The organism is Synechococcus sp. PCC 6312 (assembly GCF_000316685.1).
Taxonomy (GTDB): domain Bacteria; phylum Cyanobacteriota; class Cyanobacteriia; order Thermosynechococcales; family Thermosynechococcaceae; genus Pseudocalidococcus.
The window spans coordinates 2,035,666-2,049,399 of sequence record NC_019680.1 but is presented as its reverse complement, the minus strand read 5'-3'; the positions used below and the strand labels follow the sequence as shown (position 1 = coordinate 2,049,399).

The 13,734-nt window shown below is 45.5% G+C and carries 15 protein-coding genes and 1 tRNA gene; 7 read left to right on the top strand and 9 right to left on the bottom strand.

Annotated features, from left to right (window positions below; translation table 11 throughout):
* The first annotated feature begins 74 nt into the window (after positions 1 to 74).
* Complete coding sequence (gene fldA / locus SYN6312_RS10040; protein ID WP_015124765.1) at positions 75 to 584, top strand: flavodoxin FldA; 510 nt, start codon at positions 75 to 77, stop codon at positions 582 to 584.
* Between the two features lie 293 nt (positions 585 to 877).
* Positions 878 to 3,109, top strand: coding sequence for a glycosyltransferase family 2 protein (locus tag SYN6312_RS10035; protein ID WP_015124764.1), 2,232 nt, complete (start codon positions 878 to 880; stop codon positions 3,107 to 3,109).
* A gap of 213 nt (positions 3,110 to 3,322) precedes the next feature.
* Here SYN6312_RS10035 and SYN6312_RS18320 read toward each other — a convergent pair whose 3' ends face one another.
* The 6 genes from SYN6312_RS18320 to SYN6312_RS10005 all read right to left on the bottom strand — a co-directional run bounded on the left by SYN6312_RS18320 (position 3,323) and on the right by SYN6312_RS10005 (position 9,454).
* Positions 3,323 to 3,817 carry an SH3 domain-containing protein gene (locus tag SYN6312_RS18320; RefSeq protein WP_015124763.1) on the bottom strand — a complete coding sequence of 165 codons (495 nt, stop codon included), beginning with the start codon at positions 3,815 to 3,817 and terminating at the stop codon, positions 3,323 to 3,325.
* A 109-nt stretch (positions 3,818 to 3,926) separates the two neighbouring features.
* Positions 3,927 to 5,387 carry a catalase gene (locus SYN6312_RS10025; RefSeq protein WP_015124762.1) on the bottom strand — a complete coding sequence of 487 codons (1,461 nt, stop codon included), beginning with the start codon at positions 5,385 to 5,387 and terminating at the stop codon, positions 3,927 to 3,929.
* A gap of 168 nt (positions 5,388 to 5,555) precedes the next feature.
* A complete protein-coding gene (locus tag SYN6312_RS18315) occupies positions 5,556 to 5,921 on the bottom strand; it encodes a KGK domain-containing protein (protein ID WP_015124760.1) in 366 nt (121 codons plus the stop codon).
* Positions 5,911 to 6,573 carry a Uma2 family endonuclease gene (locus SYN6312_RS10015; RefSeq protein ID WP_015124759.1) on the bottom strand — a complete coding sequence of 221 codons (663 nt, stop codon included), beginning with the start codon at positions 6,571 to 6,573 and terminating at the stop codon, positions 5,911 to 5,913. The genes SYN6312_RS18315 and SYN6312_RS10015 overlap by 11 nt, the downstream gene beginning before the upstream one ends.
* Positions 6,574 to 6,610: 37 nt before the next feature.
* A complete protein-coding gene (locus SYN6312_RS18310; RefSeq protein ID WP_015124758.1) occupies positions 6,611 to 6,958 on the bottom strand; it encodes a KGK domain-containing protein in 348 nt (115 codons plus the stop codon).
* A 33-nt stretch (positions 6,959 to 6,991) separates the two neighbouring features.
* Complete coding sequence (locus SYN6312_RS10005; RefSeq protein WP_015124757.1) at positions 6,992 to 9,454, bottom strand: dynamin-like GTPase family protein; 2,463 nt, start codon at positions 9,452 to 9,454, stop codon at positions 6,992 to 6,994.
* Between the two features lie 186 nt (positions 9,455 to 9,640).
* On the opposite strand from SYN6312_RS10005, the gene SYN6312_RS10000 reads away from it, so the two are divergent.
* Positions 9,641 to 10,054: a hypothetical protein gene (locus tag SYN6312_RS10000; RefSeq protein ID WP_156804776.1), complete on the top strand. Its 414-nt coding sequence runs from the start codon at positions 9,641 to 9,643 to the stop codon at positions 10,052 to 10,054.
* On the opposite strand, the gene SYN6312_RS09995 is transcribed toward SYN6312_RS10000, so the two are convergent.
* Together SYN6312_RS09995 and SYN6312_RS09990 are read right to left on the bottom strand one after the other, a co-directional pair.
* Positions 10,022 to 10,666, bottom strand: a complete 645-nt coding sequence (locus SYN6312_RS09995; RefSeq protein ID WP_015124755.1) for a phosphoribosylanthranilate isomerase — start codon at positions 10,664 to 10,666, stop codon at positions 10,022 to 10,024. The two genes, SYN6312_RS10000 and SYN6312_RS09995, sit on opposite strands and share 33 nt — an antisense overlap.
* Positions 10,667 to 10,720: 54 nt before the next feature.
* Complete coding sequence (locus tag SYN6312_RS09990) at positions 10,721 to 11,194, bottom strand: hypothetical protein (protein WP_015124754.1); 474 nt, start codon at positions 11,192 to 11,194, stop codon at positions 10,721 to 10,723.
* 70 nt (positions 11,195 to 11,264) lie between these two features.
* On the opposite strand from SYN6312_RS09990, the gene SYN6312_RS09985 reads away from it, so the two are divergent.
* Positions 11,265 to 11,855 (top strand): TetR/AcrR family transcriptional regulator, encoded by a 591-nt coding sequence (locus SYN6312_RS09985; protein ID WP_015124753.1) that lies wholly within the window; start codon positions 11,265 to 11,267, stop codon positions 11,853 to 11,855.
* A gap of 73 nt (positions 11,856 to 11,928) precedes the next feature.
* Here SYN6312_RS09985 and SYN6312_RS20095 read toward each other — a convergent pair whose 3' ends face one another.
* A complete protein-coding gene (locus SYN6312_RS20095; RefSeq protein ID WP_172636050.1) occupies positions 11,929 to 12,135 on the bottom strand; it encodes a transposase in 207 nt (68 codons plus the stop codon).
* Between the two features lie 564 nt (positions 12,136 to 12,699).
* Here SYN6312_RS20095 and SYN6312_RS09975 point away from each other — a divergent pair.
* The 3 genes from SYN6312_RS09975 (at position 12,700) to SYN6312_RS19825 (ending at position 13,617) form a co-directional block, all read left to right on the top strand.
* Positions 12,700 to 12,772 (top strand) — tRNA-Ala (locus tag SYN6312_RS09975).
* 151 nt (positions 12,773 to 12,923) lie between these two features.
* On the top strand, positions 12,924 to 13,091 hold the full coding sequence (locus SYN6312_RS19830; protein WP_156804774.1) for a hypothetical protein: 168 nt from the start codon (positions 12,924 to 12,926) through the stop codon (positions 13,089 to 13,091).
* 241 nt (positions 13,092 to 13,332) lie between these two features.
* Complete coding sequence (locus tag SYN6312_RS19825; protein WP_015124752.1) at positions 13,333 to 13,617, top strand: hypothetical protein; 285 nt, start codon at positions 13,333 to 13,335, stop codon at positions 13,615 to 13,617.
* Positions 13,618 to 13,734 lie beyond the last annotated feature (117 nt).

Here is a 13,734-nt window from a genome sequence, read left to right as displayed (position 1 = left end):
ATCTCTAGATTTTCAGGTTTAGATTTTGCTTTTAACTTTTGCCTGATCAATGAGTTGTATTTGGAGAAATTTAGATGACGAAAATTGGTTTGTTTTATGGCTCTCAGATGGGAAACACGGCCGATATTGCCGAGAGAATTGCCCAGGCCTGGGGTGGGGATGTGGTGGAGGTGCAGGATATTGCCCAGGCCAGCCCCGATGATTTAGCCAACTACCCTTGCTTAATTATTGGCTGTCCAACTTGGAATATTGGCGAACTCCAAAGTGATTGGGAGGCTTTTTTCCTGGACTTGGCTGACCTTGACTTTGCAGGCAAACAGGTGGCTTACTTTGGGCCTGGGGATCAGGTGGGCTATGCTGACAACTTTATGGATGCCCTGGGGATTTTAGAGGCAGAAATCTCTCGTTTGGGGGGCAAGACGGTGGGATATTGGCCCACAGAGGGGTATGACTTTAATGAATCTAAGGCGGTTAAAAATGGCAAGTTTGTGGGTCTAGCTTTGGATGAGGATAATCAAGCGGAACTAACTGACTCCCGCATCCAGGCCTGGGTGAGCCAACTTAAAGGAGAGTTTCAACTCTAGGCTATCTCCACCATGCTCCTAGGCTAGGAAACATCGGAACAGTTCTTACGTCATTCCAGGAGGGGGTTACCCTGGCCCTGATGAAGTGCAAATCTATCAACCTGTGATCACTATCATGGTTATCGCCTCAGTGCTTGGGGTCTAATGAAGCTAACGTCAGCCTCATAAATGCCACAGGTTTGGTAGGGTTTGACCTGGCTGCTGGTTTGTTTGAGATATTTAACTCCATGACTGTTCCTTCTCCTCGCCGGTCTCTGACAATTCCTTTTTTTTCCCTAAGGCTTTGGTGCCTAATGGCGATTGGCTGCGGCCTGGCGGTGCTCTGGTGGAAATGGTGGTCAGATGCTAGTTTCTTAGCTCCCCTGCACAGTCGGACTATTCAGGCCCAAGTCCCTCTCGTTTGGCTGGATACTACCGGCCTACCAGAGATTTATCTATGGTTGATTCCCCTCTCATGTTGGGGCCTGGCCTGGGGCTTGACCCGATTGTGTCCCAAACCCCAATTGTGGTCACGGGCAGTGATGGTGGCAATTCTCCTGGCTCTATTGGTGCGTTATGTTTTGTGGCGGGTGCTGACGACCTTAAACTTTGACTCTCCCTCTGCTGCGGTGGTGAGTGTGGGTTTCTTAGGCCTGGAATTGTTGGTTTTGGCCGGGCAAGCCTGGCAGTTAAATTGGCTGCTTTATGAACGCCCCAAGGTTGACCCGGTCTCCGATCCTCATCTCCAGTCCCAACAATCCTTAGCCCCAATCCAGACCGCGGTTTATGCCCCCAAGGTTGATATCTTAATTCCTACCTACGATGAACCCCTGAATATTCTCAAGCGAACGATTGTCGGGTGTCAGGCTTTGGATTATGAAAACGTTGAAATCTTTTTGCTAGACGATACCCGCCGCCCTGAGGTGAGAGAACTGGCTGCCATTCTCGGCTGTCATTATTTGACGCGCCCTAATAATCTCCATGCCAAAGCTGGAAATCTCAATCATGGCCTGGAGTTTTGCCAGGGGGAACTGGTGGTGGTCTTTGATGCTGACTTTGTGCCAACCCGTAATTTTTTAACCCGGACAGTCGGCTTTTTTGCGGATGCAACCGTTGGCCTTTTGCAAACCTATCAGAGCTTTTATAACCATGATCCTGTAGCCCGTAACCTTGGCTTAACTGATACTCTGCCCCAGGAAGTGGAAATATTTTCCCGCCATTATCAAGTTTTGCGGGATGCCGTCGAGTCTGCCATTTGCTATGGGAGTGCGTTTGTAGTGCGGCGGGCAGCATTGGAAGCGGTCGGAGGATTTGATGTTGATACTCTGAGCGAAGATTATTTGACGGGGGTGCGGCTGAATAGTCTTGGCTATCGGGTGTTGTACCTAGAAGAAAGTTTAAGTGCTGGGCTTTGTGCCGATGACTTAGCAGGACATATTCAACAGCGGTTGCGTTGGGCGAGGGGGAGTTTGCAGTCTTTTTTTGTAGGGGCGAATCCCTTAACCATTTCCGGCCTAAACCGACAACAACGGATCGCCCACCTAGAGGGGTTAGTCCAATGGTTTCATAGCCCCATTCGTTTAATTTTCTTGCTCTTGCCCTTAGTGGCCAATGGCCTGGGCCTGGTGCCGATTAAAGCCACGATTGCCGCTTGGATATTTTATTCCTTGCCCTATTACTTAGTTACCTTGAGCAGTTTTAGCTGGCTGAATGGGCGCAGTCGCTCGGCCTTAATGTCCGATGTTTATAGTGTTTTGCAATGTGTACCGATTACCATCACGGTGTTTCAGACCCTGTTATTTCCCTTTGGACGCTCATTTCAGGTCACTCCCAAGGGACGACAACGCTGGAATTATCGCTTGAATGGAAGGGTGGCCTGGCCGTTATTGCTGTTACTGGGGGCCTCTCTCATTAATTTATTGTTTTGTGCTTGGGCATTGCTGCAACCAGCGGGGACGGTTGGCCCTTGGGAGCAAATTGGCCTGGCCTGGGGTATTTACAATCTCCTGGTTTTGGGCCTGGCGGTGATGGCCTGTGTGGATGGCCCGCAAGTGGATGGGTTTCTCTGGTTTGCCTTAAAGCGGCCCTTAACTGTAGATATAAAAACTAGTAAGGATTGGGAGATGAGCGGCCAGGTGCGGTTGCTTTCGGAAGGGGGGGCTGTTATTGATTTAGAAACACCGATTATCCTTCCCCCTGGGACAACCTTAGAGTTGGAATTTGGTAAATCCCACTTTAAACTTCTTGCCCAGGCCATCAGTCATGGATCGGAACAAGCGGGGCCTGGTCACGAGTTGCGAGTGATGTTTGAGGAGCTAAGTTTACCTGAATATCGCAAGTTGGTGCAGCTTTTGTTCTGTCAGCCTGGTCAGTGGTGTTGGCCGAAATCCCAAGGAGAACTCAAAACCCTTGGACAATTACTTAAAACCCTGGTTCGACCGGCCTGGCAACGGTATCCTCAAGGACGATTAACCCCTGTGGTGATTGATTTACCCCCAGGCCATGATTTACCCAGGTCTCAATTACCCAAAGAAACTTTTGCTTAATCCAGTCCAGATTGGGATTCAGGGCTATTTCTACTCAGTCGCTCATATTAACTAGGTGGACTCAAGAACAGCCCATCGATATTGCTGGTGTTGATCTAAAGTGAATCTTCAAGTTTTTGGGCAACAATCAACTGAGAGATACTAACTTGAGTCGCATGCCAAATGACTTCTAAGCTTATTGGAGCCACATAACACCAAATATGATATGCCGATTTATTGAGAATTGGAGTTAATGTTGGGGCTGGGGGATTCTGGGGCTGGGCTAGGGATAGGCGAATTGGCTTGTACCCCGGCAGCGATGACCCAACCTTCCAGTCCAGTCCTGGTTTTAACGCGGTAGAACTCCCCATCAGCACTGGCTTCTAGAATGGTGACAGTTTCATTCAAGGCTACTCCCCCTAAGGTGGCTTCTGCACGACTAGGGCCACTACGAACACTCAAGCCAATCGCTTCGATCACGGTTCCATTGGCTTCTTGGGCTGCGACTGTGGGAGTTGGGCTGGGGGCTGGGGGTGATTGAGGCACAGATGGACTGGCAACTGGGGTGGTTTTAGGTTTGGGGGGTGGGCCGGTGATCGGGAATTCATTTTCAAATTCAGGGCGCGGAGGTGAACCAGTCAGGGGCATAACCAGTAAATAGTAGCCACCAGCCAAAAGAAACAGGATAATTCCCAGGCCTAGGATTGTTCCTAAGGTTTTTGACCACATCAGTTTTGCCATCTCAACACGGGTTAGCCGCAACAGTCCTAGATGATCATGCCGTAATTCCCGAAATTGTCAAAACACCACCCTAGGGCTGACTTTACGGACGGCGGAACTACTTTAGCAAAGCTGGATCGATCTCAATACCGAGGGCCTGGGCTACCCGCTGACCATACTCCTGATCGGCACGGAAAAAGTGACAGAGTTGCCGAAGTTGGATTTCTTTTTTAGCCCCTCCTAAAGCTCCAGCAATGGCCTGGGCGGTGCGGTTCTTCTCGGCTTCGGAAAAGATGCGCCACAAATTCCCGGCCTGGGTGTAGTCATCTTGATCCCGTGAGTCATAGCGATCAGCAACCACATCCCCTAAGGACAGGCCAGGTTCTTGAAACTCTGGGGCTTCTTTGGGGGCAGAATCATCACTGTTGGGATAGTAATTCAAGCTGCTCCCACCAAACCCTGTGGACATGGCTCCATCGCGTTGATAGTGCATGACCGGACAGCGGGGTTGATTGACGGGTAATTGTTGATAGTTTGCCCCGATTCGGTAGCGTTGAGCATCGGGATAAGACATTAAGCGGGCCTGGAGAACTTTATCGGGGCTGGGGCCAATACCAGGGGGAAAAACGGAAGGACTAAAGGCGGCCTGTTCGACTTCGGCAAAATAATTGATGGGGTTGCGATTCAGTTCCAAAATGCCAATTTCCATGAGAGGAAACTGGTTATGGGGCCAAACTTTAGTGAGATCAAAGGGGTTCCATTGGAAGGCCTGGGCCTGTGCTTCGGTCATGACTTGGATTTTCACGGTCCAACTGGGAAACTCACCTCGCTCAATGGCGTTAAATAAATCCCGTTGATGGGACTCGCGGTCAATTCCAATTAAGTTGGCAGATTCTTCTCCGGTGAGACATTTAACACCTTGACGAGTTTTGAAATGGAATTTACACCAGAAGCGTGATCCAGCCGCATTAATAAACGAATAGGTATGACTGCCGTAGCCGTTCATGTGCCGATAGCTGGCCGGTAAGCCCCGATCACTAAACAAGATGGTGATTTGGTGTAAGGATTCAGGGTTGAGTGACCAAAAATCCCATTGCATATTGGCATCGCGCAGGTTGGTCTGGGGATGACGTTTTTGGGTATGGATGAAGTTGGCAAATTTGTAGGGATCGCGAATGAAGAAGACAGGGGTATTGTTACCGACTAGATCCCAGTTGCCTTCTTCGGTGTAAAACTTGACGGCAAACCCCCGGACATCCCGCTCCGCATCGGCAGCCCCTTTTTCTCCAGCTACAGTTGAAAATCGCAAAAAGACATCTGTTTGTTTACCGACTTCGCTGAGAAATTTAGCGCGGGTATATTCGGGGATAGGTTTAGTGACGGTAAAGGTTCCATAGGCCCCAGACCCTTTGGCATGGACGACCCGCTCTGGTATCCGCTCCCGGTTAAAGTGTTGCATTTGCTCAAGGAGTTGGACATCTTGCATGAATAAAGGGCCACGGGCACCAGCGGTTAAGGCATTTTGTCCATCGGCAATTGGGCAACCTGAGGCAGATGTGAGTTTGGGTGATTCCGTCATGGGATGAAGTAGTCCTTAATGTTCGATAATGACGCTGAAACCAGGCCTGGGCGAGACTTCAACTCTCACATCTTAGGAGGGGTGAATAGAATAATTGGGGAAATTATGGAAACTCTTAAGATTGAAGTGTTAATTAATACAACCAGTCAGGAGTAGATCGGTTTAAAATTATTCAACATTCATTTGTCGAATTTCATCAAGTGGTGAAGTGTTAATATCTGTGGATTCGGGTTCAGGAGGTGGAGGTGGGTCAGGGCAAAATTCTAAACTAAATTTCAAACGTAGCTTGCCTTTAATCCAGTCTCCATATCCAGGTTCGAGAGTTTCGCAATTTATACCATCATTGAAAATATTTATATCTTGAGTGAAGTTTCCTAAACCAGCTTGCTGAATTGTGCTAAATAACTCATTTAGACGAGTGCTAGATGTAAAGTATCTATCCACACTTCTCTGAAGCTTGTCATACTTAAAAGCAGTTTCATCAATCAGTAAAACTGTTTTTTCGTTTGTTATTGGAGCAAAATTAGAGTCCATTGCTAAGTTCCTCTGTTTGAAACTGACTTAATAACCAGGCCACGACTTGAGATTGATCCGTTTCTCGACTCCGATTTAGAGCTTCTTCTAGTAGTGTAAATCCCAGGCCTGGTAATACTTGGGAAACCTGAATTCGTTGACTGCCCAGGCCAGTAACAGCATAGGCTAAAATTTGAGGCGTTTGGACATCTACAACCCAATATTCACTGACACCCAATTCCTCGTATAATGCCCGTTTTGTCCCCACATCATCGAGTAATGAACTCTTGGCAATTTCAATCACTAGATTAGGTGCAGGATAATGATCCAGATTCACGATACCTGTTCCCGAAGGAATGACTTGAGCATTATTTTCAAGGTAGTAAGACACATCTGGCTGACAGTCCCGAATTCCAGTTTTACGCAGCGTTGTTGTATCTAACCCTGTGATAGGAATACCTTTGAGTGCTGCAAACAAATTAACGGCTAAAATTAGCACAATATGATTCTGTCCATGATCAAAACTCACGGGTAACATCTCAAGCCTCATATGGTCTTTGTAGTAATAACTCTTGGCCTGGGTATATAGAGGGTCTGAAATTATCTGAATATACTCATCCCAAGGTATTTTTACCCAACTATCCGTTTGTAGTCTTTCTTTGAGATAACTCACGACTCAACCTATATGCTAATAGATTTACAACCTGCAACTACTCAACACTCATTTTACGAATTTCATCAAGATTTAGCATTGAAGATTCAGTAACTTTAGGTGGAAATGAAGAATCAGATGCAAATTCCAGAGTAATCTTAATGCGTGCTTTCCCTTTAATCCATTTCAACTGTCCTGGTTCTAAAAGTTCAGCTTCGACTCCTTCAAATAAAAACTTTTGAGGAATATTACCCTTGCCCTGTGCACCAATTTGCTCTGAAATCGAAGAATTCCAATCTTTGCCAAACTTAGTCAGCATCTCAATCAAGTCGATTAACTTAAAAGTACCAGTCTTGAATGAAATAACAGATAGATCGTTATTAACTGGACAAAATTCAGACTCCATAAATTGATCTCCTAAATTAGAGGGTTAATAGAACTAAGGGGTTACAGCATCAGTGTTGGGCAGCGGAGGTAATTCAGGCGAAGCAACATAAACAGTGGTAGGGTTTAAGACCAAATCTGATTTCAAGATTAAGGGTAACTTCTTCCGATCCAGGCCCATGAGTTCTAAACAGGAATTAATACTGTTCACAGAAGAGTTATAGGTTTCAATTTTTTGCTCTAGCTCTGTTTTCTTGAGTTGATTTTTCTTCAAAGTCTCCTCTGCTTCTTTGGCCAAGGTTTTACCCATAAACTGTCGCGCATGATCATATTGTTGCAAAATTGCCTCGGCCTGATTATTCAAAACTTCGAGTAAACTACTGTTGATGGTTTGGTTAACTTTTTGACGATAGGTAAAAACAATCGTGCCCCGGACTTTGCGCTCAAAATCTAACTTTAATAAATCTCGAATTGATTGCTCGGCATCCACTAAACTTTGACAATCTGATTGTTGACAGGCCCGTTGAAATGCTTGTCGAAGTTGCCAAATAAAAACCGTATCTTCCGTGTAAAATTCTGGACGTTCCCGCACATAACTGTCACATTCATTTTTGGCAATCGTGGTAATGGCATTGATTGTACTTTGCTGGACTTGGGAGAGTCGTTGTTCAATACCTCCGTCATTGCCTAACATCCGAAAGAGTTCTCGATAGTAAGGTTGTTGGTGTACTCGTTCCTGGAGTTTGGCAAAAAAGTTGTTAATTGTTTCCTGAGAAGCTTCCACTAGAGTATCTTCCAGGCCATTGGCAAGGTAATAAAACGCTTCCGCCAGAATTCCTAAAATGGGAACAGTGGAATTACGTTTGTGGCTGGCCTGGGCATTACGGTAAACATCAGCAACCGAGAAATTAACTAATAACTCATCCAGGCGATTAACCATGCGTTGACTGAGTTTGAGGAAATCATTTTCATAGGTTTTGTTATCTTTACTGGCAATAGCCTGGTTTAGTTCCTGTTCAATATGTAGTCGAAAATCATCGCCTGCTTTTTTCAATTCATGATTGAGTTTCCGTAAATCTTGCTCCTGCATTGCTACAACATCATTAGGTTGAGCCTCTAAATGCTGCCAAGTATCCAAGTATAGCTTACGAATACTAATGCATAATGGTTGCAAGTCATCAGCTAAATTAACCATCAACAATGGACGTTTTTCTTCAGTTAAATAGCGCGTTACTCCAGAGCGAAACTCTTCGACACCACTATCACTAACTAATTGCTCAATTAATCGCTCATGATTCTCGGTCAAAATCCGCACATAGTTGTCATTGGGAGTATCACCACCACTCACATAAACATTAAACCCCTTCCCCAATAATTTTCCAGAGTTAGCACAGTAGTTATTAAAGGCATAGACAAACTGAGGAGTTTCTTCATTACCGCCACTATTCTTAACACTTTCAGCAAAAATGCTATCTAAGCCAAACCGATTAGTACCATTCGTTCGCCTGACTTGACTGCCATAAAAACCCAAGAGGCCACTGGTACGATAAATCCTTAAGTTGCCAGTGAATTGATCATTCATTAACTGCTCAAGGCGAAGGCGAAGTTGGGTGTTATACCAGGTTTCGTCAATCCGATTAAAGACATAAAAAACCCGATCTCGTACCCCTTGATTACTGCGGGTTTTCTCTAATAGTTCCGTTTCTTCGGTACTCAATTCCCCCGATGCCGCTGCTTTTAAAACACAAATTACTGCCGAGGTATCAGGGTTTTCAATGCGTTGATAGGCTAGATCTGCATCTTTTTTGACGGGAGCATCAATTCCTGGCGTATCAACTAAAACATTGCCATCCTTCAGTAAATCATGGTGACAGTAATATTCAATCCGTTTTAAGACAGCACTATTAATTCCGCGTCGCGCAAAACTGGCTGCTTCTTGGATATTGGCAAAATTAAACTGCTCCATTGAAAAGGTATTGTTATTTTGGGTATGGATCCGCTCCCGATTGTGCATGAATCCGGCCAATAGGTAATTTAAGGCACTGGCCTGTTTGGCTAATTCCGACTTACTTTCCCCCCCTTCCTGTTGGATGATAGCTTGGGCTTGTTTTTGGAGAGTTTGGACAGCACTGGGATCGTTAAGGTGAATGGTGGCTGGCAACTTGAGGCGGTTGACTAAGATTAAAACCTGCTCCCGAATTTCCGCTTCACTGAGGAATGTTAAAACAACTCGCTCCAGTTGAGGTTCGGCATAGGCGATTAAGCATTCAGTTCCGGTAGCATGGCCCTCGGCACTATAAAGAAGTTCTCGTTCTAGCAAGGCATTAATGAGCATAGATTTCCCAGCACTGAAAGCCCCGGCAAAGACAATTTGAAATGTGGGGGAAACTGCTTTACCGAGGGAGGTTCTGGCCTGGGTCGTATCAAGAGTTTGTAGGGTTGGCTCTTGGTGAATCAGTTGCAGGAATTGATCAACCGTGTTTTGCAGATCGGGACAGAGATGGGTGAGGGAAGACATAATTAACTATTCCTTAATTCAGATGAAAACATTCCTTAACCAGGCCGGGTATTCACTCTCATCCCAGTTAATGCCCTTAAACTAGCACAATTTTTCTAGCAATCAATTTTCAAAATTATGTTAAGCCCAAGCCATTTAACTTAGACTTTTGATACATAACGCCATGAATTTGCGAAGGGGGCGGGAGTGGTCGGACTCAAGATGGGGATACTCTACTTTGGCCTGGTGTTTGGGGCTGGGTTTGGCTTGGGCATTGTGAGAACAATCTGGCTTGTGCCTTGGTTAGGAAATCGCTGGGCTGAGTTGTTAGAAATGCCGTTCATGTTAATGGTGATTATTCTATCTGCTCAATGGATTGTGAAAACGACCTCAAGAGAACTCAAAGCAAATGAGAATCTTGGCTATTTAGGGGTTGGCATTTTAGCATTGGCCTGTTTATTGGCGGCTGAAGTTGCAGTTGGGATTGGCTTACGAGGCATGAGCATCACCCAGGCCCTATTGGCACGAGATCCTATTTCTGGGACTGTCTATTATCTGTTACTTTTAGTTTATGCTTTGATGCCTTGGTTATGGGCGAAACGGTTGCAAAGTTTGAATTAGGTCCTGGACTTTTGTTAAGTTCTTAACCCCTGGACTTAATTCAACTCCACTGGATAGGTCAATGCCATCAGGATTAGTTAATCTAATTGCTTCAACAACATTGTCTGGGTTTAAGCCCCCCGCCAACCACCATGGACAACCCGGCTGAAAGTCCTTAAGCAAATTCCAATCCCAGGCCTGGCCAGTTCCCCCTAATTGTTGGGGATGATAAGCATCAAGGAGCAAAATATCGACTAATGGGGCATAATCTTTGGCCTGGTCTAAACTGGCTTGATCTTTAACTCCTAAGGCTTTGATTAGCGTGTGATTGGGGAATTTAGTTCTGAGAGTGGTGACAAATTCAGGTGATTCTTGGCCGTGGAGTTGAATTGTGTTAATCCCTGAGATATTCACGGTTTTATTAATAGTTTCGAGTTTCGCATTGGCAAAAACACCCACGGTTAATAGGTTGGGAAACGCAGCTAATTTTTCGGTAATTTCCTGGATTCTGAACGGGTCAATATAGCGGAGGGAACGGGTCACACAAATCAAGCCAAGGGCATCTACCCCCAACTTGGCAATTTCTATCGCTTGCAAGGCCTGGGTTAGACCACAAATTTTGAGCATTAGCATTCCAGTTCTCATTATCGGGCCGCTGACTAGCAGATAGAACAAAAAATAAATTGTTTACTCGATAAACTGTAATAAGTCAAACTCTCGACGAATGTTCAAAAGAGATTGATCAAGCAAAGGCTCAAATTCTAGAAAGGGAACTCGTTTTTCTCGTTTACGAGTTTTGAACCAGATTGAGATCAATTCTGGAATGAGCAGAGGCAGAATCTTTAGAACTTCGCCATAAAGCCAAAACGCACCTTTTTCTCTAGTCATGTCATCGTACATCACGTCCACAGCAGGTGTATTTCGATTTCTCATTGCACAGAACCGCTGAAACGTGCAATCACTTGTCCACCAGAATAAAGGCAGAATTTTTAGTTCGTCATACATTCCTGTATCGCAGCCGTAAATGACATGACTAACATCGTGCGCAAGGAGGATTTTAGCAAACTCTGGTGGCTGACTGCTTGGAGGAGTGATGTGAGGGTTGAAGACATAATATTCTTCCAGACCTTCCTGAAGTGTTTGAGTGCTATTTCTATCCATGTAGTATGGGCGAGGTGGCGTTTTTATGGAATTACGATACGACTTAGTTCCGTAAATTATATTAGCACGTATGGATAGGATCAATAGAAAATCACCGGGGAGACCTCGTAGCACTCAATCTCATCAAGCGATACTGAAAGCAACCATAGAACTGCTGGCAGAAGTTGGCTTTGATGCAATGAGTATTGATGCCATCGCGACTCATGCAGGTGTAGGCAAAACCACTATCTATCGTCGTTACAGTGGCAAGGAGGAATTAGTTGCAGATGCGATTGAGAGCCTTCGACAAGATATTGTGATTCCTGACACAGGTTATCTCTGGAGTGACCTTGACGAATTAATTAACAGTGCGGCCCAGATCACTCTCAGCCCTCTGGGACGACAGACTGTTGCCATGATTATTAGCACTGCTTCAAAAAATTCTCAGTTTGCACAGATCTACTGGACTAAATATATGCAGCCGCGTCGGAAAGCCTTTGCAGTTGTTCTAGAACGGGCCAAAGTCAGAAATGAGGTTCAGGCAGACTTAGATGCTGGTTTAGTCTTTGACATGATGAGCGGGATTATGCTTCATACATTAGTTTTTCAACCTACCTCGGAATCATGGACAGAATACATCCGTCGCGCTCTAAATCTACTCTTGAAGGGAGCTTCAACCTAATTTAATGAGGGGAAACGCATACTCAAGTGACAAGTATCCCAAAGAGGTAATCATTGCTCCATCCAGCTTTGAGTCATTTTGACTTCAGTCCGGCCTGGGTCGAGGAATCTTGTCGGAAGAGATTAAGAACTCTATGTCGAATCAAAGCAACATTTTCAGGGGCATGGTCTTTGCGCATGCATGAATGCTCTTTGCTAAAGGCCACATCCAAGACCCAATAGCGTTGATTCTCAATTCCCCAATGGCTACGCACCGCTTGGGCAAAAGTTTGTGCTCCCAACACCTACGGCAGGCTTCGTCAATGCATCTAGGGTGACATGGCCCGCTCCCCCACCCACCATCTGATTTTTCTGACTTGTCAGTATGGCTTCCTTTTTCCCGCCCCAGTTGTCGGCGTGACGCGCTGTTTTCCCATCAGTAGTGATAATTTCCCCCAGATTCAGTTGAGCGACTGATTGAACCCAAAGGCGGCAAACCCTTGGCTAATCCTGTCATGAGAGGGGATGCCATTCCCTAACTCGAGAAGTCCCTGTAACCATGACTCTTTCGCTTTCCCATCCGCCTCTATCTCTACTCAGCTATTTGCACCACAAATAACTCCACAGAGGAGTCACCCAATCATGTCCAACAGCTTGTGCTCCAAAAAGGTTGCTGCTCTCGGCTCCCCTAGTGCTTGAAAGTGCGATGGTAAGTTGGATGTAGGTCTGATGAGGGCAGTCATGGGAAAGTCTTGATTTGGGCATTCCCATCTTTACCTCTTTGGGTATGCATTTGCCCTGGTCAACTATCAGTGTATCTTGACAAAATCCCTAGTTTGAGAATAGGATGATATCCTGACAAAAAAGGGGCTATAGCTCAGTTGGTAGAGCACTTCAATGGCATTGAAGGGGTCAGCGGTTCGAATCCGCTTAGCTCCATAGGTTGGGAAGCCTAGACACAGTAAGGCTTTTGGGAGTTCTAAGACACTTCTAAAGGTCGCTTTTTATTGTCAATAAGCCAACGAAAGAAGGCTTTTAAGGGTTATTTGGGCGTTGAGTTTACCCCCATTTTTACCCCCGTAGGTTTCCCATGAGTAAAGTTACGATTGAGCATCACCGAGGTTTATTACGGTTACGGTGGCAATATTCTGGCAAGCGTCACACTCTATCTTTAGGTGTCAAAGATGATGCAATTGGCAGGGGCATGGTCCAAATTAAAGCCAGTGAAATTGAGCGAGATGATGTATGGCTAAATTGATCAAGTTTTGCACACTACTTAGTCAGAACTGCGGGTGACTCATGGCAATGCGCAGAAAAACCTAGCCGATATACATCGGCAAAAAACGTTTAGTTCTAGTTATAGCAGGCCAAAAGGTTTTGAGAAGACCTACCATATAATCCCTAAAGTTATCCCCAAAAACCTTAACGGGTTCACCCAACCTCTCAAGAAAAAACCGGGCATCACCCCGGCTCAATCAAATAAATCACAGGACTATTCTATGATGCAAGCAAAATTTGTTACAACCCCGGATTTAATTAAAGTTGTTCCTCTAGGGAAAACCAAGCTGCAACAACTTCGTGACGAAGGAATTTTTGCTGAGGGGCTGCACTGGGTAAGAATTCCAGGCCCCAACCCGCGCAAGATTCTTTGGAATTTACCACTAATTGAGGATTTTCTAGCCACTGGCGGCGGGCCTGCCCACCAAGTCGCTATTGACAATTATTTAGCAAGTCTGCCTAGTAACCAGGCCTGGAAAGGGAAAGGAGGGCTAAAAGCCGCTTAAAAGCGAAATCCCCGGAGGCGAACCAGGGATTTCAAAAATTTTGAGTTAAAGGCGATTTAGGGCGGCGAAACCCAAGCGCAATCTAATCTTAATCGCCTTTGACTTCATTAACAAATT

Coding starts and splice junctions, on each gene's coding strand:
- fldA (WP_015124765.1), top strand. CDS start 75: ATGACGAAAATTGGTTTGTTTTATGGCTCTCAGATGGGAAACACGGCC.
- SYN6312_RS09985 (WP_015124753.1), top strand. CDS start 11,265: ATGGATAGGATCAATAGAAAATCACCGGGGAGACCTCGTAGCACTCAA.
- SYN6312_RS18315 (WP_015124760.1), bottom strand. CDS start 5,921: ATGGACTCTAATTTTGCTCCAATAACAAACGAAAAAACAGTTTTACTG.
- SYN6312_RS19830 (WP_156804774.1), top strand. CDS start 12,924: ATGAGTAAAGTTACGATTGAGCATCACCGAGGTTTATTACGGTTACGG.
- SYN6312_RS10025 (WP_015124762.1), bottom strand. CDS start 5,387: ATGACGGAATCACCCAAACTCACATCTGCCTCAGGTTGCCCAATTGCC.
- SYN6312_RS09995 (WP_015124755.1), bottom strand. CDS start 10,666: ATGCTAATGCTCAAAATTTGTGGTCTAACCCAGGCCTTGCAAGCGATA.
- SYN6312_RS19825 (WP_015124752.1), top strand. CDS start 13,333: ATGATGCAAGCAAAATTTGTTACAACCCCGGATTTAATTAAAGTTGTT.
- SYN6312_RS09990 (WP_015124754.1), bottom strand. CDS start 11,194: ATGGATAGAAATAGCACTCAAACACTTCAGGAAGGTCTGGAAGAATAT.
- SYN6312_RS18310 (WP_015124758.1), bottom strand. CDS start 6,958: ATGGAGTCTGAATTTTGTCCAGTTAATAACGATCTATCTGTTATTTCA.
- SYN6312_RS10035 (WP_015124764.1), top strand. CDS start 878: ATGGCGATTGGCTGCGGCCTGGCGGTGCTCTGGTGGAAATGGTGGTCA.
- SYN6312_RS18320 (WP_015124763.1), bottom strand. CDS start 3,817: ATGTGGTCAAAAACCTTAGGAACAATCCTAGGCCTGGGAATTATCCTG.
- SYN6312_RS10005 (WP_015124757.1), bottom strand. CDS start 9,454: ATGTCTTCCCTCACCCATCTCTGTCCCGATCTGCAAAACACGGTTGAT.